The following is a 20,162-nucleotide window of genomic DNA, read 5'->3' on the forward strand; positions in this document are numbered from 1 at the left end:
AAAGAACACGACTTCGCATGATACAACGACTGTCGGTATACCCCGATCGACTTCGAATCGCGCTGTTGGTTTTGAACGAAAGCCATTGGAGCCGATCGGTCCTGGAAGGCGTCTCCCGCTTTGCCGCCGAGCATGGCGGCTGGGATTTCTGGCTCAATCCGCGCGGCATGAAAACGCAAGCGCTGATGCCGTCCGACTGGAAGGGAGAAGGTATCATCGCGCGGATTTCAGACCAGCGAGTGCAAGATTCGCTGGAGTGTCATGACTGCGCGACCATCAATGTCTCGTGGCATAGCGAACATTCCGAGCGGTTTCCGAAAGTGATCGCCGATCCGGTCGGATGTGGCGAGCTGGCGGGCAACTTTTTCGTCCAGCGCGGATTTCAGCACTTTGGGTACATCGGTCCCCCGCTCTGCTTCAATTACCGCGATCCGGTTCAGCCCGCGGTCAAGCGAGTGGTCGAGGAGGCCAATTTTTCGCTCTCGACGTTCGATCCGGATCCCTCCTCCCCGTCATCCGACTTTGATTATCAGCGGTCCCGCCTAGTCGAATGGGTCCGTGCTTTGCCGAAACCGATCGGCATCGTCGCGTTCTCGACCGTCGTCGCTCGGGAGGTGATGCTGACCTGCTCGGCAGAGGGAATCAACGTTCCGAACGACGTGGCGGTCTTGGCGGTCGAACATGATCCGCTCATCTCTCAATTGTCGCCGATGCCGATTTCGTACATTCAGCAGCGGCCGGAACTGGTCGGTTATGAAGCGGCTCGCGAGCTGAAACGCTTGATTTCTGGGGGCGAGCCGCGCGAACAGCCGATTTGCATCGCACCAGAAGGCATCATCGAAAAACCGTCGACCGATACGATTTTCGCCGCCGACGAGATGGTGCAAGATGCGGTCGCGTTTATCAAACGGAATTCCGACACGGCGATCAACGTCTCGGATCTGACGCGACATCTCGACGTCTCGCGGCGTTCGCTGGAAGACCGCTTTCGCAAGGCGCTGAATCGGACGCCGGCCGAAGAGATCCGCCATGCCCGACTATTAGTACTGAAAGACTACCTGCGGCAAACGAATCTCTCGTTGGCCGAAATCAGCGCCCGATCGGGATTCAGCTGCGAGAACGCCACATTGCGCTTCTTTAAGCGAATGACCGGAATGACGCCGGGCGAATACCGGCGCAATTACGATCCGATCACCGCCGCTCATTCTGAGCTTTAAGTTGGGTGGGCTCGCTGCGCTGCGAGTTGAAGTACGCGGCGGCTGCTGACGCCGTAGCACGATAAGTCGGTCGTCTGCTTCGATCGTGGGCACATTGCGGCCGTTGTCTTCCTGCAAGAATTGGGCGATTTACCCCACCTCTGGTCGCCGCTTCTTAAAAAGTAGCGCGCAGGCGCCTAAAAATTATGCGGACAAACGTGGTGAAACAATAATTTTGTCCTGCCATGCAAAATTGGTTAATCATTTTGCGTGAACGTCCCTAGGAGCCGCCTGAATGTGAACTTAACTTAATTTCAGGCAATCGAGCGAAGCGGATTTGTCGCTTGAAGCAAATCACGAATTCATTCATACCAATTCAGACGCAGAAGAAGAGGACCATATGACTTTGCAAACTCTGTCACGTCCAGGCGCCCGTCGTGGGTTTACGCTGGTCGAACTTCTGGTCGTGATCGCCATCATCGGCGTCTTAATCGCCCTGCTGCTGCCGGCCGTGCAACAGGCTCGCGAAGCGGCTCGTCGGATGCAATGCCGAAACAATCTGAAGCAGATGGGCTTGGCCCTGCACAACTATCATGACGTGCATGGATCGTTCCCGGCCGGTTACTATCGCCACCGGGACCATGGCAGCGTTTCGGTCTTCCAAGGACCTGGTTGGGGCTGGGGAACGATGATTCTGCCGCAGTTGGAAGAGAACAATCGATTCGATGGGCTGAACGTCAGCAACCGCCATGCGTCGGACGATGCCGACATCCTGCAATACTCGCAACCGCCGATCAGCGCCTTTCGCTGTCCCAGCGCTCCGGGCGGAGATCTGAATGAAGCGTTTCCGAACTCGACTTCAGCGCCGGCGCATGGTCTCTCGACCTACAAGGGAGTTTTTGGTGATCGCAATACGCAGTACTCCAGCTACTCCGACTTGGCCGACTGCCCTTACACCGCCGGCAGCTGCAACGAAGGGGGCAACGGGATCTTCTCGCCCAACAGCAAGGTGAGCTTCCGCGATATTACCGACGGCACGACCAATACGGTGATGATCGGTGAAGTCCCCTATGGCCCCAATGGTTCGGTCAATAGCTCGGGCGACCTGATCGATTATCGCGGCTCGGTCTGGATCGGGATCACGGCCGATGGCAATTCGACCGCCGGCGTCCGCTCGAACGTCGCGACGATTCAAACGCTTCGCGGGTTGAACGGCAGCGGATCGACTAGCACGTTGTACAAAATTAACGGCAGCAACAGCTACTCGTTTGGCTCGCATCATGCCGGCGGGGCGCAGTTTGTTTTGGCCGACGCCAGCGCTCGTTTCATCGCTTCGACGGTTGAACCGTCCTTGTTGAATCGGATTTCGGCCCGCAACGACGGTCAAGTGGTCGGCGAGTTCTAGTCGCTCGTCCAACTACGACGTAGTAATCAGGACAGATTACGTCACACAGCTCTGGGCGATTTGAGATCGAAGTCCCCCACGGCGCCTTAAGGCGAAAGCGTTTCGCGAACGACCAACGCAAATTTACGGCAGACAACCTCTTGCTCCAAAAAGTTAATTGCATGAAACGAAGCTTGCCATATTACCTAAGTACGCTGTTGCTACTGACCGGCTGCAGCTCGTACGCGAGTCAAATCGAAACGATCGCCGTTCAGGGTATCGTTCAAATGGAAGGTAAGCCGGTCGAGAACGTCGAGGTCGCATTTCTCTCGGAAGATTTGCCGATGGCGTTTGGCATTACCGATGCGGAAGGAAAATACGAGTTAGCGACGCGGCGGTATGGCAAAGGAGCGTCGCCAGGAGACTATACGGCGAAGATCTATATGACCGACAAAACAGCGATTGGTGGGACCGGAAGAAAAGTGCGGATCCCGAAGGTCTACAGCGAAAAAGGGGTCGCCGCGGTTACGGTCGACGCCGACAGCGGCAGCCAATTTGACTTTGACCTCGTCAGCAAACCGCCTCGCAAGCCAAAGGACTGGAACGAGCAAGAAGGGGAACAATAAGAGTCGATCGTTGAACCGGGAGCGATCTGGCCAGGATCGCTTCCTCGCGGCCAATTTAGCTTCGGGGCTTTCTGAATCTGCCCCAAACATGGTCTCTTCTCGCGGATGCACTCTCTTCTTCCGCACGACGCTTGAAACTCAATACCCCCCCGCGGGGCATTGGTGGTGGAAATAGGAGTTTCAGGTAAAGATTTCCGGTCCTAACGGCGTTCCCATTGCATTCTGCAGAGGGGATTAGTAACATCGATGGTTAGATGAGCCCCTCAAAAGGACCCTTTTTGCCGTGGAAGCGGTGGAGTTTCCTCCCGCGGCAATCAGCGGATCGTATCTCGCTCGGAAACGTCTCTCCGAGCCCTGATCCGCAGCCCATCTCTTCGCCGAAAACCGACCGCTTCGCCATAGCGTCCATGGACGCCGCTCGCGATTGCACACCTTGATTGACCTCCCCGAGTCAGAACTGGAACTAGAGTCCGATGCGAAGTCCCCGTAGAAACCGCCGCAGGTGCAAACCGGTTTCCGAAGTTCGCTATGAGCAGCTTGAGACGCGTTCGATGTTCGCCGCCGCTTCGTTGGGCGACGATGCGACTGAGTTGGGCCCCGCCGGCGCCACGACCGTGATCACCGGTCAGATCCTCAGCCCCAACAACGAACCGCTGGCCGGCGTGCCGGTCGAATTGGCAGGCGTCACGACGGTAACCGACGCTTACGGCGTATTCAAGATTGAACTGCCGTGGGCCGCCCTGCCGACCGATTCGTTGGACATTCCTGTTCCGGCTGGCGACCCCTATTTTGATCCCTACAATACCGGCGTCGCCACGATCCCGATGCGTCGGGCCCGCTACGACGCTACGACCGGCGACAGCGCCAGCAATCCACTTGCGCATCAAAATCTGATTACCAGTTTTCTCGACGCGGGGATGGTTTACGGCAGCGATGACCATCGCGCGGCGGCGCTGCGCACCTTTGTCGAGGGAAAGCTGAAGACGAGCGCCGGCGATCTGCTGCCGCTGAATGACCTGGCGACGTTTCCCGAAGGACAACAAGAGAACGACAATGCCGGGCCGTTTGACGCGGCCGAACTGTTTGTCGCCGGGGACGTGCGATCGAATGAAAACGTCGCCCTGACTTCGCTTCATACGCTACTGGTCCGCGAGCACAATCGTTTGGCGGACGAAATCAAGACCGCCGATCCGGCGCTGACCGACGAACAAATCTATCAGCAGGCCCGCCGCCTAGTCGGTGCGATCGTGCAACAGATCACTTACTACGAGTATCTGCCGATCCTGGTTGGCGAAACCGGCTTGTCGACCTACGCAGGCTACGACGAGACGGTTGATCCCGCGATTAGTTCCCTCTTCTCGAATGCCGCGTACCGCGTTGGGCACACGCAGCTGTTCTCTGAGATTCAGCGTTTGGACGAACAGCTCAACTCATTGCCTGGCGGATCGCTCGAATTGCGCTATGCCTTTTTCAATCCGCAGGCGGTCGCCGCCGATGGGATCGAGCCGTATCTACGCGGGCTCTATCTGAGTCAGTCGGAAGAGATTGACGAATTGGTCATTAGCGACGTCCGTAATTTTCTGTTTGGCCCGCCTGGCGCCGGCGGATTGGATTTGGCGGCGATCAACATCCAGCGTGGGCGCGATCTGGGACTGCCCAGCTACAACCAGGCGCGGATCGATTTTGGACTGCCGGCGGCCACGTCGTTCAGCGAGATATCGTCCGATCCGGCCGTCGCCTTGAAACTAGAGCAGGCGTATGGCGACGTTGACTTGGTCGACATCTGGGTCGGCGGCGTCGCCGAAGACCATGTCGCCGGCGCCCAGCTTGGTCCGCTGTTTCAAAGGATCATCGCCGATCAATTCGCCCGAGCCCGCGACGGCGATCGCTACTATTTTGAGAATGGTCAATTCACCGCCGACGAAATGGCGCTGATCCAAAGCACCACGCTCACCCGTCTGATCGAGCGAAACACGTCGATCACCGGCATGAATGAGAACGCCTTTTTGCTGAACGGCGGCGCAGCGGCGCCTGCGGCGAACGTCACGCTGGCGACCGAGACGTCGTCCGACTATCGCACCACCGACGGTCAGGGAAACAACCAAATCGATCCAACCGCCGGCGCCGCCAATGACAACCTGGCGCACAACTTCACGGTGTCGTATGGCGACGACTATTTCTCGCCGGCGGGCGCCGATCGCCCGAGCACCCGCGAGATCAGCAACACGGTGATGGATCAATCGGCGTCGGTCCCCAACAGCGCAGGGACGAGCGGTTTCTTCGTCTTCTGGGGCCAACTGCTCGATCACGACCTCGACCTGACTCCCGGCGGCGTCACGAATGACCTGAACATGGACGGGACGGACTATGTCGATGCGGTGACCGGAGCGACGTACGAATTGGCGTCAGACAAGGTCAGCCTGATGCTGGGGCACGAGGTCTATTCCGGCGCCAAGAACGTCATGCTGGAGCCGATCAAGCTGACCAAGAACGAGACAGGCTCCCACAACCTGTTCGCCCACTTCTCTGGCGAGATTCAAACGCTGGGGCAAACGCAAAGCTTTGCGATCTCGGTATCGGAAGAAGACTTTCAGCTCCACTCCGAGGCGATCTTGCTCGGTTGGAAAGTGACGGCCACCGGTGGCGGTTCGTTTGATCCGGCGGCGGTGCAGATTTTCGATTCCCAGGGGCAACCGGTAGCGGCGGAAGTCGTCTGGCAAGACGCGCCGACCGGCGACAATAGCAGCTACATGCTCGCGTGGCTTGCGCCGGGCGAGTATGACGTGCGGGTTGCGGGCCAAGGTTCGACGACCGGCTCGTTCGTCGTGCACGCCTATCTGCCCAGCGACCATCGCGGCGACGGAACGGTCGACGTGCTCGACTTGATCAACGTTCTCGATCGGATCTCGGCCCAGCGACATGATGTCGACGGAGTCGACTATTATCGCGCGGAGGCCGATCTCAATGGTGACGGCGTCTTGTCGCAAGCGGATGTCGATTTGCTTGTCGACAATGTTCGAAACGCGACGACGCTCGACCCGATCTTCCTGTCGCTGCAGCTAGATCCAGAGTCCGACACCGGTGAGATCGGCGACGGAATTACCTCTACCTCTCTGGTCCATCTATGCGGCGTGGCGCCGGTTGGATCGATGGTTGCCTTCGATGTGAACGGCGACGGCATCATCGATGGTCAGGTGATCGCCGGCGAGTACGAAAACGGGGCCAGCTATCATTACGACGCGCTACTGATGGAGGGCGAAAATCGCCTGCGGGTGAACGTGACCGACGAGTTTGGTCAGTCGCTAACGCGCCAGATGACGCTGACGCTAGATCGAATCGCGCCGCATGTGGTCGCCACTGGACCGACTTCCAATGGATTGGTGGTTAGCGCCAACACCAGCGACTTTACCATTGAGGTGCAGCTAAACGAGTCGGCGCCGCTGGCCGATATTTTGGCTGCGATCACCGTGATCGGGAACATTTCTGGCGTTGTGACCCCACTCAATCCGCGGTGGATCGACGCTACCCGGACCTTCCGCTTCGATCTCGACGGTTCGCTCCCCGATACCAGTTTCTCGGTACTGTTGGGGAGCGCCTTTACCGACCCAGCGGGCAATCCGTTCACTCCCTACGGATTTTCGTTTCGGCGGGCGGTCGTCTTCGGCGACAACGCCTATTCGCAGGTCTTGGCGGCCGGCATCGAGTATTTCCAGAAGATCGGGGGTTCGGTTTACTTCAGCAGCGAGTTTGCTAGCCAAGTCCTGACGTTGATCGAACTGATCGAGTCCGAATCGCTCGAAGCGGAATCGGCTCGCGATGACGAGGTCGATCTAGTTTTTGCTGAACAAGAAGGTCTGGAAGAGCCCCTTGGTTAGCAGATCCGCTTAACGATTCTTCAGGTAACTATTCCCCTTTGACTTTCTTCATCAGAAACGTCATTGGCGAACCGTAAGCGTCTTTACCTTCGGCGACGCCCGGCGCTGTGACGATGCACTCCAGTCCCTGCTGGTCCACCGCTTCTTTCAGTTTCAGGCCAAACGTCACATGATGGACCCAGACGTTTTGCGGCGTGTTGGCGGTAACCTTGGAGTTTCCTTGTCCGTAGGTCATGTAGACGCTGGCCGTATCGTCGCTTGACAGATGGTTGATGGGGGACGCATCCTTCATGAGCTTGCGGACGCGATCCGACTTGACTTCGGCTTCCTCCTGAAAGCCGTAGAACTGCGGCAGCGCGTCATGAGCGTACAAGTCGGGCAAACCGAACCAGTCGCGAATGACGAACAGATCGTACGACGATTGACCATTTGTCGTGGCGGCCGCCAAAATTCGGGTCGACTGTCGCGCGATCGGATCATCGCTATCTGGGTCGGCCAGGTCGTCGTGAAACGCCAGCCAGAGACTGATCCCAGCGCCTGCCGATCCGCCGTAACAGACGATCCGCTCGGGATCGATGTTCCACTCCTGCGCGCGATGCCGAATCGTTTGCAGTGCGCGAGCCGCGTCGTGCATCATGATCGGATAGGGACCGGCGTCCGAAAGTCGATAGTTGAGCGACGCGTACGCGATCCCTTCTTTATTCAGGTCCTCGGCCACTTTCGGATTAACGCTCGCCTTATCCCCACCGCGGAATCCGCCCCCATGGATGAAGATGATCAGCGGCGTTGGCGCATCGGAATCGGTCAGTAGCCAGAGATCGAACTTCTGTTTTTGATGGTCGCCATACGCGACGTCGGGATGCGTCGCCGTCGATTTTCGCCCTCTTCCTGCCGGAGCGGCGCCGCGGCGCTCTTCTCGATAGGCCCGCGCTTCTTGCATTGTCAGCACGCCATCCTTGTTGGCGTCGGCGTCGGGGAAACGCTGTAGAAACTGTTGGAGGCGATCCTTGTCAGAACGCCGGACGCCGCCGTCCTCTTGCGCGAGTGCGAGTGAAAAGATCGCTAGAGATACCGCGCAAGAAAGCAAAGAGTGACGCTTCGTCATGACAAACCTCATCCTCGATGAAAATGGCCCAGTGGAGAACCAGCGTGCGGGGGACTCACTTGCTGGGATGTTTGAGAAGCCAGGTTTATTGTCATTTCCTGACAATCGGCCAAGATTTTCTCCGTTGCGCCGAGCAGTCTTGCAACGCCGCCAACGAAACGGGCAAGAACGACGAAAGGGGGGGCGACTTGCCCCCCCTTTTTTTCCTGGTTTGGCCGCTCAAATAATGCGCGTTTAACAGTCCGTTGATTTTCTCGACGGACTGCGTGATCGCACGGATGCGATCCCAAAATAGCGACGTAAGTCGTTATTTTGCGAGCCGCGAAGAGCTACGCTCTGAGCCTGGCGAGGTTGAAAAATGCCACGATGGCATTTTTCAACAGGCAGTTAGCCGGGACGCATCAGCACCAACATCTGGTACGGGGCGATGCTCAGCTCGTGCATGGCGGTGACGGTTTGGCCCGCCAGGATGTCGATCACCGTCTTGCGCAGGCCCAGCATCCGTAGATGGCGTCCTTCGATTTGCTGCGGATGCTCGGAGAAGTTCGCCAGCACAAGCACCGAAGAATCTTCGGCGTTGCGGAAGTAGCCGAGCACGTGATTGTTGCCGGTGTGGACAAATTCGGTCTGAGCCCGATTGAAGGCGCGGGTTTGATGCCGCAGGTGAGCCAAACGCAAGATGCCGTCAAAGACCCGGCCGACGATCGTTTCGGGATCGTGGCGATCTTTGGCGCGATCCCAATCGAGCTTGCCGCGATGAACCCACCGCGTGTCTCCCATTTTGTCGACGTCTTGCTCGTAGCTGTAATCGTTCAGCGAGGCGATTCCGTCACCCAGGTAGAGCAGCGGAATGCCGCCGATCGTCATGATAACGCCGTGCAGCAAATGGATGCGGCGGATCGCCAGATCGATTTCCTTCTCATCGTTCTCTTCGATCGCCTTCTCGAGTCCGGCCAGCGATGCGCAGGTGCCGGAAACGCGGGCGTCGCCGGTCGTCGGATCTTCCTGAAAAGGCAATCCGCGAGCAAACGTGCCTTCAAACTTGCCGCAGTAGAAGTTGGTCAGAAAGCGACGATGCGATCCGGCGTCGAACCCAGCGCCTTCGACATCTTCATTCGAGAACGCCCAGCCGATGTCGTCATGGCAACGAACGTAGTTGACCCATTCGCAGTCGGCGTCGATCTTGAAACGCTTTTCCAGCGCGTCGCGCAAGGTGCGGGTTTCGCGCGTCGCCAGCGAGTTCCATAGCAGCGCCATCAGCTGCGGGTTGTACGACAGCTGGCACTCTTTTTCGCTGATGTAAGAGCGGACGTCGTCCGGATGCACGATCGCTTCCGACTTGAAGACCATCGCCGGGGCCGCGATGCGGACGGCGGCGTTCATCGCCCGCAACACCCAGTGCGCTTCCGGCAGGTTTTGACAGGTCGTGCCCAGCCGCTTCCAAAGAAACGCCACGGCGTCCATCCGCAGGATCTCGACTCCCTGGTTGGCCAAAAAGAGCGCCTCTTCGATCATCCGGTTGAAGAGGGCCGGATTTTCGTAGTTGAGGTCCCATTGATAGTTGTGGAACGTGGTCCAGATCCACTTCCGCAGTTGGCTGCGATAGGTGAACGCGCCCGGATGCTCTTCCGGGAAGATCGCCCCCATGCTTTTCTCAAAAGCGTCGGGCATCGTGCGATCAGGATACATTCGGTAGTAGTCGCGGCACTCTTCGTCGCCGAGCAGCGCCTTGCGGGCCCATTCATGTTCGTCCGACGTATGATTCAGCACGAAGTCAAGACAGAGCGAGATGCCGCGATGTCGCAGTTCGCCGGCCAGCTCCGACAGTTCTTCCATGTTGCCGAGATCAGGGTTCACTTCCCGATAGCTGCTGACCGCATAGCCGCCGTCGTTGTCTCCTTTGGGAGAACGGAAGACCGGCATCAGGTGAAGATACGTGATCCCCATTTCGGTCAGATAGGGGATGTTGTCGCGCACCCCTTTCAGATTTTCGGCAAAGAGGTCGACGTAGCACATCGCGCCGATCATCCGCTGCGATTGGTACCATTGCGGATCGGCTTCGCGCAGCGCGTCGAGCGCCTTGAGTTCGGGCGATCGATTGAGCCACATTTCTGTGATCGACGTCAGAATGCCTTCAAGGTGATAGTAAAAGTCGTATTGGTGGCCGTACAGCGCAAAGAGCTGGCGAAACAATTTCGGAAAGTGTTCGTCAATGCGGCGCGAGTAGGTTTCCCACTCAGTCGGTTCAATGCGATCTTCAAAGTTTTTTTTCAATCGCGGGATCAACCGGCGCAGCGCAGTCGCTTCTCGGGTCAGGTTCCTGGCTGGTGGCGTCGAGCGCATAGCATCCTCCATCGAAGCAAATCTAGCTCGCGTGCCGAGTGCGACAAGTCTCTTCTTTTCGGTCCGCGGCCCCTGGGGGCAAGTTCCTAGCGGAACCGAACGAGTCAGTAACGCGTTACCAACGGCGAAAAACGCCGCTGAGCACAATAATAGGCCGTAACTCGCCTATATTCGGCTTTTTAGCGATTGGTAATAGCGTATCGTAGCTCCCGGCCAGGGTGAACGCCGTTACTTTGATTTTTGGCCTGCTTTTCGTGGTCCCGGATTATATCTCGGGTTCTTTTCGGTGGGAACTTTGGCGTCGACCGCCTTCCACCAGGCCAGCAGATCGTCGACCAACTCGTCACGTTTGGCGGTCTCCGCATTCGCCAAATCGTTCCGCTCGCCGATGTCGTCCTTCAGATTGTAGAGCTCGACCGCGTTGTTGGTGGCGATCTTTTCTCGCCCCCCGTCCAACTGCCACTCTTCATGGAACAGATGGAGCTTCCAGTCTCCCTTGCGGATCACGGTGACCGGCCGCGAACGAAATCCGGTTTGCACGTCGAGTTTGCGCCCGCGAATCACCGGCGTATTGAGATAGCCGGGAAAGTGCCAGAAGATCGCCTCTCGTTTCAGCGGAGCGTCGCCTGACAGGAGCGGCAACAGCGACTCGCCGTCTAGCGTCTTGCCGGCCGGAACCTGCGCCCCAGCGGCGGCCAGAAACGTCGGGTAGAGATCGACGTTGATCACCGGTACGTCCGATGTGCTGCCAGGCTTGGTGACGCCGGGCCAGCGGACGAGAAACGGTTCGCGAATTCCCCCCTCGTAGTAACCCCCTTTGTTGCCGCGGAGCGGCTCTTGCGCCGCCGCTTGCGTCGCCCCGTTGTCGCTGGTGAAGACGACCAGCGTGTTGTCAGTCAACTTCAGTTCGTCCAATTTTTCGAGCAACATTCCGACGCTGATATCCATGTCATACGTGCAGCCGGCGTACATCGCGTTCGGATCGAGTTTCCCCTTTTCCTTCTGCTCAAACTTCGCCAGCGTCTCTGGCTGGGCTTGCAGCGGACCATGAATCGCGTGATGCGCCAGGTAGCAGAAGAAAGGACGTTCTTGGTTCTCTTCCATGAACTCGCACGCTTTGCGGGTCAGCGTAAAGACCCCCTTCGGATCTTCCGGCGGACCCTTCTTGTTGGTCTCCGTCCCTTCTTTCAAGACCCCATCTCCAAAGGAATCGAGCGTGACGTCAAAGCCTTGCTCGCTCGGCAGCGCGCCATCAGGGCCATCCAGATGCCATTTGCCAAAGTGGCCGGTGGCGTAACCTGCTTCCTTCAGCGCTTCGGCCAGGGTGACGTTCGACTCGGCCAGTCCATTGCGGTTGGGAATCGGAACCAGCCGCATTTCGCTCTTCTTGCCGCGAATGGTGCTGAAGACGGCGTAGACGTCATGCCGCGGCGTGTACGTGCCCGAGAGAAGACATGCGCGGCTCGGCGCGCAGTTGCCGGCCGATGCGTAAGCGGAAGTGAAGGTCATCCCTTGCTTGGCCAAGCGGTCTAGATTGGGCGTCTCAATGTAACCGCGTCCCTGAAAGCCTGTATCCATCCACCCTTGGTCGTCGGCGAAGATCAGGACGATATTCGGTTTTTTGGCCGCCAATGCGGTACTCAGGTTCAACAGAGTCAGCAGGCAGATCGAGAGTGCAATCAGACGACGCATCGGTCGATTCTCCGAAACGAGAGGGGGAAGGAACCCGGTGGAATCCTACTACCATAATCAATCCTGACGCTCATTTTAGCGCAGCGGCGCCCCTTTCAGCGGGGAAAGCGGCGAGGTTTGATCTCGGGGGGAGCGGCAAATACGTTCAGACGCCTACCCCGTTTGAGCCTGATGACGAGGCCGCGGGAAGGCCGATAAACGACTAGAACCGCTTTACCGGGGGCGAACCGGCGGAGATCATAGGTCCGGTCTCACAGCTATCCCCTATGCTCCTTTTCTGGATCAACGGATGTTTTTTTCCTGGTTGAAACGACGACGGCGCGACAAGCTCAAGAGCCGCCCTTTTCCGCCCCAGTGGAAGGAGTTCGTCGAGAAACATCTGTGGCAATATCGGGCGCTCAACGGCGACGAGCGAAAAAAATTGGAGAATTCGATCGCGATTCTTTTCGCGGAGAAAAATTGGGAAGGATGTAACGATCTAGAACTGAACGACCTCTCCAAAGTCGCCGTCGCCGCCCAGGTCGGGTTGCTGACGCTCGGTTTGGGAGAAGAGTACTTCGACAACGTCATGTCGGTCCTGATCTACCCTTCCGCCTACCGCGCCGAGTCGCAAGTCGCGACCGGCGGCGTCGTCATGGCGACTCAATCGGATCGACTGGGCGAGGCCTGGTATCGCGGGCCGGTGATTCTGTCGCTGCCAGACGTGTTTGAAGGCGCCAGCGGCCCCAACCATGCCCGCAACCTGGTGTTTCACGAGTTCGCCCACCAGCTTGACATGCTCAACAGCAGCGTCGCCGACGGTATTCCGCCGATGGAGTCGAGCGATCAGGCGGAAGCCTGGATCTCCAATTTTCGCCGCGCTTACCAACAGCAGGTGCATGACTGCCAAACCGGTCATCGGCCGCTGGTCGATCGCTACGGAGCCACCAACGAGGCCGAGTTCTTCGCGGTGCTGACGGAAGCGTTCTTTCAAACGCCGAAACCGCTGTCGACGCACGATCCCGATCTGTACGACGTGCTGCGGACTTACTATCGGCAAGATCCGCTGCGATGGGCCCATTGATGGAACTTGTGGCGGCGCTGGCAAAGATCCCGTTCACGCTGACGCTGGTGACGGCGCTGATCATCGCAGCGATTTGGACCAAGACGCATCGTGCGGCGCTTCCCGAAGCGGACCTGCGCGACTACGGATACGCTCCGCGGCATTTGTGGCGGCTCGCTTGGCGGCGGATCTTTACTTCGATCTTTCTGACCGTCGGCGGCTGGCGATTATACGCATCGCTGCTAGCGGCGGGGCTGTTGGTGGGGGTACTGGAGTGGAACTTCGGAACCTGGCCCGCCGTCGTCCTATTTTTCGCGATTCATGCGCTGACGCTGGTGATCGAGGCGGTCGTGATCGTCGCGCCGCTCCGCTATTTCCAGCATCCGCTGGGAGAAACCCTGCATGGGACGCATGATGTCGGGCCTTCGGCCGGTTACTACGGCTGCTTTGGCGGCTGGCTGTCGATGAGCGGCGATTCTATGACCCTAATTGGGATCGTTGCGCTCTATTTGTCGCTACGCGTGCTGTTCAGCCTGTTTTTTGCGGCCAAAGACACGGGCGACTTGCCCGCAGATACTGCACATCTTGTCGCATTTGCGCTGGGACTCGCATTGGGAGACGTCTGGCCGGCGTAAACGCGCGTCAGTCGATTATTCTTCTTTGCGTCTCCCCTTCCCTTGCGTTTAGTGATGGCGTATCACGACAGGTTTTCGGTAGAATCGAAAAGCTCGGTCGTCATTCGCATTGAAGGAACACCATGATCATCTTGACCATCGACGTCGGCGGTACGAACGTAAAAATGCTCACCACCGCGATCGACGAGAAACGGAAGTTTCCTTCGGGTCCCGATATGACGCCCGAGCAGATGGTCGCCGGCGTCAAGGAAGCGACCGCCGACCTGGAGTACGACGTGATCTCGATCGGCGTTCCGACTCCGGTGGTGCAAGGCAAGATCTTCCGCGAACCGCACAATTTGGGCGATGGTTGGGTCGGCTTTGATTTTGAAGCGGCGCTAGGCAAACCGACCAAGTTGACCAACGACGCCGCCATGCAAGCGATGGGCGACTATCACGGTGGGCGGATGCTGTTTCTCGGTCTGGGAACCGGCCTGGGCTCGGCGATGATCGTCGACGGCATCTTGCAACCGATGGAGCTGGCCCACCTGCCCTTCAAGAACAACAAGACGTTTGAAGACTACATTGGCGAACGGGGGCTAGAGCGGCTCGGCAAGAAGAAGTGGCGCAACACCGTTTTGGAAGTCGTCAAGCTCTTGAAGGCGGCGCTCGAAGCGGAGTACGTGACCCTGGGGGGCGGCAATGCTCGTTTGGTCGACGAACCGCCGCCGAACACGACGCTGGGCAACAACAACAACGCCTTCCTCGGCGGGTTCCGGATGTGGGATCATACGATCGGCGGCGCGTCGGTGCGGGTAGAAGAGCGAGAGGCCCCGCGCTTCATCCGGCACACCGGCGAGTCGAGCGATAAGATCACGACGCTGTTTCTAGATATCGGCGGCGTGTTGCTCACCAATGGCTGGGATCACAATGCCCGCATCCAGGCGGCCAAAGAGTTCCAGCTTGATTACGCGCAGCTCGACGAACGCCACCATCTGACGTTCGACAAGTACGAAACGGGGCGGCTGACGCTGGACGAATATCTCGATCGAGTCGTCTTCTTCCAGCAGCGATCGTTCAGTCGCCGCGACTTCCAAGAGTTCATGATGAATCAGTCTCAGGAGCTGCCCGAGATGCTGGAGTTCATGACCGCCATCAAGAAGAAAAACCGCCTGCACGTGATCGCGGCCAGCAACGAAGGTCGCGAGTTGAACGAGTATCGGATTAAGGAGTTCCAGCTCGGCAATCTGTTCGACTGCTTTATTTCGTCCTGCTACGTCCACCTGCGGAAGCCGGACTCCGAAATTTATCAGCTGGCGATGGACGTCGCCCACGCCCAGCCGAAGCAGATCGCCTATGTCGACGACCGGCCGATGTTTGTCGAAATCGCCCGCGCGATGGGCATCAACGGCATCTGCCATCGCTCGCTGACCGAGACGAAGCATGCGCTGTTGGCGTTGGGGCTGGACGTCGACGTTTAGCTGCCTGTTGAAAAATGCCATCGTGGCATTTTCCAACCTCGCCAGGCTCAGAGCATAGCTCTTCGCGGCTCGCAAAATAACGACTTACGTCGCTATTTTGGGATCGCATCCCTGCGATCCAGCAGCCCGTTGAGAAAATCAACGGACTGTTAGTCGATCTGCACCGAGAAGTCTTGGCCTTCCCAGCGATCTTCTGCGGTCCAGTGGAACGTGAAAACGACGGTCGAGCCGCTCGCTTGCCGCTCGACCGGTAAGTCGACGACGTAGAGGCCCAGCGAGTTCTCAACCGCTGAAACATCGGCCCGCGTTTCCCACGCATCGTCGCTCCAGTGTGCGACAAACGGGGCATCGCAGATGATTCGGAGCGGTTTGCCGGCGGGAATCTCGGCCGGTTGATGGGCCAGCGTCCACATTTCGACGTGGCTCGCGGTTTTGGCGACCGCGTACCGCTGGTAGACCGACTCGATCCGGTCAAACACGGCGCCGTCGCACCAACTACGGACCAGCGTGACATATTCGGCATGCGCCCAGCAGAGCGGCATTGCTGCGCCGGTTGGTTGGCCAAGGAAGAGTTCGCGGGACGGGATGTCCTCGGCGTCCCAGACTTGCTCGGTCAACATGCCGCCGTCATTCGCGAATCCTTCGAGCGCCTTGATGTAGGGTGACGGATCGCGCCCAGCCGCCAGTTCGTAAAACCCGCGTTCGCCAGTTAGCAGCGGCCAACAACGTCCTTCGCCGGCGCCACCAAAGGCGCTGCCGTCGGCGCGTTGGCCATAGCCATCGTGATTGTACCGCCGCCAACAGGGACCCTGCGGCAGATCGTGCTTCAGTACCTCGTCGATGACGGCGACCGTATCAACGATGACGGGGTCGTCCGCCGCGCGAACGCCCAGACGAACCAACTGCAAAAAGCCGCCGTCAACAATATCGCGGGCTAGATGCTCGCCGCCGCCATTGGCGATCTGCACATACTCGCTGTTGGGATCGGGCGAGATGCAGCCCGGCCGAGGACTGGCCGGCGTGATGCGAATGTAGTGACGCGGTTTCCCTGCGACCAGTTCGCCGCAATCGGTGACGGTCCATTTTTCGAGCGAAGCGGCCGCCCAGTCGCCATAGTCGCGTAAGAACGTGGCCAGCTGGGGATCTTGCCGCAAGTCGGCAAAGTCGGCCGCGCAAATTATCGCGGAGATCAACGCCGCCAGCGTCGAGGGAGAATACCCTTCGTTTTCTTCCCACCGCTCTTGCGCGGTCACCGGGCCATGCAAAATCAAAAAGCGAACGGCACGTTGGACCATGTTCCACGGATCGAACTTCGCCAGGGCGCCGACGTGCTGCAGCCGCCACGCCAAGATGACCGGCGCCGCAATCTCGTCCAGCTGGACCCCTTTCCAATAGGCGGTTCCGTCGATGCGGCAGTTCTGCGGCATTCCTCCATCGTCGCGCTGCACGCAGGAAAGCCAGTTGAGCGCCCGCAGCGGCGATTCTTTTTCGCCGCAGGCCAACAGCGCCGTTGTGGTTTGCACCATGTCGCGGGCCCAAACTAGGTGATAGCCGCCCGAGTCGCTATCGTCTTTCGTTTCGCCCCAGGGGATGCTCATCGAGGCGACCGTCGCGCCGGCGAAGATCTTGTCTTCGTGCGCCATCAGAACGCATTGGCTGAGCCGGACCAGCGACGCAGTCGCCGGATCGTAGAGTTGCATCGAGTCGGCGTAGATCGTCCGTTTCCATTGCTCGATGTAGCGGCTCTTCTGATCGGCGAAAGGATAGACGAACGCTTGCAGCAACTGCGTCGCGGCGCCTTGCGTGTTGTGTCCCATAGCGACGCCAATGTTGAACTCGAGGCCGCGCGACAGGTCGATCTCGCCCATCATGGCGACGTTGCCATCTTCGGCCAGGTCGTACTCCCAATCCATCTGGAAGTTTTCTCGGATGTCGCGCCAGCCGTCGCTGACCCCGACGAACCCAACCGAACGACGGACGAAGTCGGTATCGCAGCCAAGTACCAGTTCGACGATGCCCCGCTTTGCGTGCAGTAGGTTTCGCCCCGCCAGATTCAGTTGACTGGCGGTATTGTGCGCGCCGGTGTTGCTCAAGTGAGGCGCGAGCAGCACAAAGACCTTCAGCTTGTCAGCCAGCGCCGGATCGAGGATCTCGACCTTGACGTTCATCAGCACCACGTTGGTGTGGGGCTCGCAGATGATCTCTTTGACGACGCGATACCGATCGTCGGGCGCCGTATTGGTCAAGCGATAAAGGGGCGCGTGCGGCTCGGGGCGTTCGATCTGGTGACGCAGATGCCGCTTCTCTTCGTGAAAGAAGGTTTCGCCGTCGGTGAATAGCAACTGCAGGTCGCGGGTGTTCGGCGAATCGACGTGCGGATAGTAGATCTCGTTGACGATGCCGTGACTCAACGTGAACCAGACGTGCGAGGCGCTGTGATAAGCGGTTCCAATGCCATGTTTGGCGCTGGAGGTCCACCGCGGTTCGATTCCAGGGGCGCCAGGGGCAATGCGATCAGTCATGGGGGAGAATCCAGGCCGGGAGTTTGGAACGCACAATCATGCGACTCTTACACTCCTTCGGCTTCCGGAGACCAGCCCCGCACAAGGCTATCGATTAAGTCGATGCGAACGATTGTGCGGCTTAGAGCGATCCGACTTCGATAATTAGGCGGGGCCGGTATTAGAGCGGTTTTCTTCAATCTGTATCGTTCTGGCTGGTTGCGGCCGCGCTGGTCGGCGTTGACCTGCATCGACGAATCTTGAGGACTCGCCTGCTTCGGTCGCCTTGACCAGCTTGCCTCACTAACGCCGATCGCGCATGCGTCGGTTAACGAGGGATTAGATAAATCATCGCCTCATTGATCTCGTCATGCTCGTAGAATTTCGACGAGACGCCGCCCGCCGGAACTTCCACATGCGCCGCCCAGGCGATTGCGTTGAGAATCAGCTTGCGAAACTCCGGCTCTTTCCAATTGTCATAGTAATGGCCGCAGGTCGTGCCAAAACCGCGGCCTCCATTCTCGCGCTCGCGGGCCCAGGCGACCACCTTCCCGTCCGGCTCGCGTCCAGGGAGCGTCGGGACGCTGACGATCGATTGGCGCTTCACATCATCGGGGTCAAACCGCAGGTTGTAATAAAACTCTTCGCGCAAGGTGAACGGTACGACGCCGCGTGAAATCGGATGATCGGCCGCCGAGAGCTGCAGAGCGGCGGTCTGCGTGGTGATCGCCGAATACCACTTCCGCTCGCCATTTTCCTCCCAGTCAAAATAGCCGCCGCTCCAATCGAGGATCTTGTCGGCGTACTTATCGGGGGCGAACGTCGAGAAGTGAAATGTCAGGAATCCGCAGCCGCGATCGATTTGTTTTTGGATTTGGGCGACGTGCTCTTCGCTTTGAAAGTGGGGCGCCTCTTCGTACTTGTCGCCGTCGCGACCGTCCGAGATGATCATGATCGCGTCGGCGTCGTTGAGGGTGCTCGGATTGTCTGGCCAGCCGTTCAGGTGATGCTCGACGGTGATGTTGCCGGAAATGTTGCTGTTAACGAGCATTGCCTGCAACAGCTTGACCGACCAGGGATAGTCGTGAATGCCATTCCCTTCCGGCCCGTGGCTCTTCTTGCCGGCGATCAACACAATCTTCTGACGCGGCGGGGCGACGGCGCTGGCGGTCGATGTAAAAAGAAGGGAAAGGAGAAAGGTCGACAACAGCAGGTAAGAGAGCGTTTTGTGCATGATGGCTCCCAGTGGGGTATTCTGGAACTGCTCGGCATCCTACCGCGAAACCAACCGCTAAGCAATTCTGGGCTACTGCTCGCCGCTTGGCGATTCCGCCGCCTGATAGAGTTTGGCGATCGGAACAAGGATCGCTTGCAGCTGCGCCAGATGCTCCTCTTCCGATAGATTCTCTTTGTTCTGCCGCAGCTCAGCCAACTTGCGTTCCAGCTCATCGCGTTGTTGTCGCTGCTCGGCGGTGAGCGTGATCGCCTCGCCGGCGGGACTGAGGACGAACTGATTGGCGAGCGTACCGTCAGGCAGCGTTGCATCTTTCGACTTCTTGATCAAATGAAGACCGCGGAACCAATCGGCCGGCGTCCCTTTGCCATCACCGTTGTCGTCGAGCAGCGAGTGTTCCGTGGCCAGTCGCGAGTCGGACTCATAGTACTCTTGCGTTCGTTTGGCGGCGGCTAGCCAGGCTTCCAGTAGCGACGTTTGACCATCTTTGTCGAGATCACCCGACGCGTCGCCAATCGCCTGGGCGAGATAACCGCCGAACCGGGCGAAGTTGTACTCGTAGCCGCTCTGCGTCGACGTGACGACTGCGCGGTTGGGGGCGGCCAGCTGCTGAACGAACGGCCCGCTGGCCGAGGCGCAGTTGACGATGGCGATGCGGCAATCGATTGGCGCCAGGCGTTCGGCTAACTCGGACGCGGTGATGTCGGCGCCGCGGAGATTAAATTTCGCCTTCTTGCCGTCAAACGTGCCGTGGCCAATCAGCACAATCCAGAGCGTCTGCGGCGGCGACTTTTCGAGCCGCGCGAGCGACTCGCGGAGGATCTCGCGATCCGCTTTCGCTTTTTTCTCACGGTCCGACAGACCGATTTCCAGATACGTGCTGCCCGACTTTTCCGCCGCCGCTCGCCAGTCGGCCGCCCAGGCGGTAAAGAGCTTTTCGTATTGCGGTTCGCCCGGCTCGCCGACGGCGACGATTACCACGTCGGTTGGCGTTTCGGCGGCGTCCGCATTCGCGGTCGACAATAGGGCGACGCACGCGGCGATCCAAAGCATCTTCGGCGACTTCATA

The 20,162-nt window shown here is 58.7% G+C and carries 13 protein-coding genes; 7 read left to right on the top strand and 6 right to left on the bottom strand.

Annotated features, from left to right (window positions below; genetic code table 11):
- Positions 1-17 precede the first annotated feature (17 nt).
- From Enr8_RS08865 to Enr8_RS08880, 4 genes are all read left to right on the top strand, one after another.
- Positions 18-1,217 carry an AraC family transcriptional regulator gene (locus Enr8_RS08865; RefSeq protein WP_146430585.1) on the top strand — a complete coding sequence of 400 codons (1,200 nt, stop codon included), beginning with the start codon at positions 18-20 and terminating at the stop codon, positions 1,215-1,217.
- A 379-nt stretch (positions 1,218-1,596) separates the two neighbouring features.
- On the top strand, positions 1,597-2,601 hold the full coding sequence (locus Enr8_RS08870) for a DUF1559 domain-containing protein (RefSeq protein ID WP_146430587.1): 1,005 nt from the start codon (positions 1,597-1,599) through the stop codon (positions 2,599-2,601).
- Positions 2,602-2,762: 161 nt separating this feature from the next.
- The gene (locus tag Enr8_RS08875) at positions 2,763-3,206 is read left to right on the top strand and encodes a hypothetical protein (protein WP_146430590.1); all 444 of its coding nucleotides are present in this window, start codon (positions 2,763-2,765) and stop codon (positions 3,204-3,206) included.
- A gap of 473 nt (positions 3,207-3,679) precedes the next feature.
- On the top strand, positions 3,680-7,081 hold the full coding sequence (locus Enr8_RS08880) for a peroxidase family protein (protein ID WP_146430593.1): 3,402 nt from the start codon (positions 3,680-3,682) through the stop codon (positions 7,079-7,081).
- 28 nt (positions 7,082-7,109) lie between these two features.
- Here the strand turns inward: Enr8_RS08880 and Enr8_RS08885 are convergent, their stop codons facing one another.
- The 3 genes from Enr8_RS08885 to Enr8_RS08895 form a co-directional block, all read right to left on the bottom strand.
- Positions 7,110-8,186 (bottom strand): alpha/beta hydrolase, encoded by a 1,077-nt coding sequence (locus Enr8_RS08885; protein WP_246120010.1) that lies wholly within the window; start codon positions 8,184-8,186, stop codon positions 7,110-7,112.
- Between the two features lie 387 nt (positions 8,187-8,573).
- Positions 8,574-10,529 carry an amylosucrase gene (locus Enr8_RS08890; protein ID WP_146430599.1) on the bottom strand — a complete coding sequence of 652 codons (1,956 nt, stop codon included), beginning with the start codon at positions 10,527-10,529 and terminating at the stop codon, positions 8,574-8,576.
- Positions 10,530-10,757: 228 nt separating this feature from the next.
- Positions 10,758-12,221, bottom strand: coding sequence for a sulfatase (locus tag Enr8_RS08895; protein WP_146430602.1), 1,464 nt, complete (start codon positions 12,219-12,221; stop codon positions 10,758-10,760).
- A gap of 289 nt (positions 12,222-12,510) precedes the next feature.
- Here Enr8_RS08895 and Enr8_RS08900 point away from each other — a divergent pair, with 289 nt between their 5' ends.
- The 3 genes from Enr8_RS08900 (at position 12,511) to Enr8_RS25765 (ending at position 15,358) form a co-directional block, all read left to right on the top strand.
- Positions 12,511-13,284, top strand: a complete 774-nt coding sequence (locus Enr8_RS08900; RefSeq protein ID WP_146430604.1) for a M90 family metallopeptidase — start codon at positions 12,511-12,513, stop codon at positions 13,282-13,284.
- The gene (locus Enr8_RS08905; protein ID WP_146430607.1) at positions 13,272-13,898 is read left to right on the top strand and encodes a rhomboid family intramembrane serine protease; all 627 of its coding nucleotides are present in this window, start codon (positions 13,272-13,274) and stop codon (positions 13,896-13,898) included. Before Enr8_RS08900 ends, Enr8_RS08905 begins: the two co-directional genes overlap by 13 nt.
- Positions 13,899-14,020: 122 nt before the next feature.
- The gene (locus Enr8_RS25765) at positions 14,021-15,358 is read left to right on the top strand and encodes an HAD-IA family hydrolase (protein ID WP_222434824.1); all 1,338 of its coding nucleotides are present in this window, start codon (positions 14,021-14,023) and stop codon (positions 15,356-15,358) included.
- Between the two features lie 149 nt (positions 15,359-15,507).
- Here the strand turns inward: Enr8_RS25765 and Enr8_RS08915 are convergent, their stop codons facing one another.
- From Enr8_RS08915 to Enr8_RS08925, 3 genes are all read right to left on the bottom strand, one after another.
- Positions 15,508-17,880, bottom strand: a complete 2,373-nt coding sequence (locus Enr8_RS08915) for a glycoside hydrolase family 15 protein (RefSeq protein ID WP_146430609.1) — start codon at positions 17,878-17,880, stop codon at positions 15,508-15,510.
- A gap of 307 nt (positions 17,881-18,187) precedes the next feature.
- Positions 18,188-19,093 carry a ThuA domain-containing protein gene (locus Enr8_RS08920; protein ID WP_146430611.1) on the bottom strand — a complete coding sequence of 302 codons (906 nt, stop codon included), beginning with the start codon at positions 19,091-19,093 and terminating at the stop codon, positions 18,188-18,190.
- A gap of 72 nt (positions 19,094-19,165) precedes the next feature.
- Positions 19,166-20,161, bottom strand: a complete 996-nt coding sequence (locus Enr8_RS08925; RefSeq protein ID WP_246120011.1) for a hypothetical protein — start codon at positions 20,159-20,161, stop codon at positions 19,166-19,168.
- Position 20,162 lies beyond the last annotated feature (1 nt).

The organism is Blastopirellula retiformator, assembly GCF_007859755.1.
GTDB lineage: Bacteria > Planctomycetota > Planctomycetia > Pirellulales > Pirellulaceae > Blastopirellula > Blastopirellula retiformator.

Bases quoted from the DNA above. Each gene is read 5' to 3' on its own strand.
- Enr8_RS08865 (WP_146430585.1), top strand. From the start codon at position 18: ATGATACAACGACTGTCGGTATACCCCGATCGACTTCGAATCGCGCTG.
- Enr8_RS08870 (WP_146430587.1), top strand. From the start codon at position 1,597: ATGACTTTGCAAACTCTGTCACGTCCAGGCGCCCGTCGTGGGTTTACG.
- Enr8_RS08875 (WP_146430590.1), top strand. From the start codon at position 2,763: ATGAAACGAAGCTTGCCATATTACCTAAGTACGCTGTTGCTACTGACC.
- Enr8_RS08880 (WP_146430593.1), top strand. From the start codon at position 3,680: ATGCGAAGTCCCCGTAGAAACCGCCGCAGGTGCAAACCGGTTTCCGAA.
- Enr8_RS08885 (WP_246120010.1), bottom strand. From the start codon at position 8,186: ATGACGAAGCGTCACTCTTTGCTTTCTTGCGCGGTATCTCTAGCGATC.
- Enr8_RS08890 (WP_146430599.1), bottom strand. From the start codon at position 10,529: ATGCGCTCGACGCCACCAGCCAGGAACCTGACCCGAGAAGCGACTGCG.
- Enr8_RS08895 (WP_146430602.1), bottom strand. From the start codon at position 12,221: ATGCGTCGTCTGATTGCACTCTCGATCTGCCTGCTGACTCTGTTGAAC.
- Enr8_RS08900 (WP_146430604.1), top strand. From the start codon at position 12,511: ATGTTTTTTTCCTGGTTGAAACGACGACGGCGCGACAAGCTCAAGAGC.
- Enr8_RS08905 (WP_146430607.1), top strand. From the start codon at position 13,272: ATGGGCCCATTGATGGAACTTGTGGCGGCGCTGGCAAAGATCCCGTTC.
- Enr8_RS25765 (WP_222434824.1), top strand. From the start codon at position 14,021: ATGATCATCTTGACCATCGACGTCGGCGGTACGAACGTAAAAATGCTC.
- Enr8_RS08915 (WP_146430609.1), bottom strand. From the start codon at position 17,880: ATGACTGATCGCATTGCCCCTGGCGCCCCTGGAATCGAACCGCGGTGG.
- Enr8_RS08920 (WP_146430611.1), bottom strand. From the start codon at position 19,093: ATGCACAAAACGCTCTCTTACCTGCTGTTGTCGACCTTTCTCCTTTCC.
- Enr8_RS08925 (WP_246120011.1), bottom strand. From the start codon at position 20,161: ATGAAGTCGCCGAAGATGCTTTGGATCGCCGCGTGCGTCGCCCTATTG.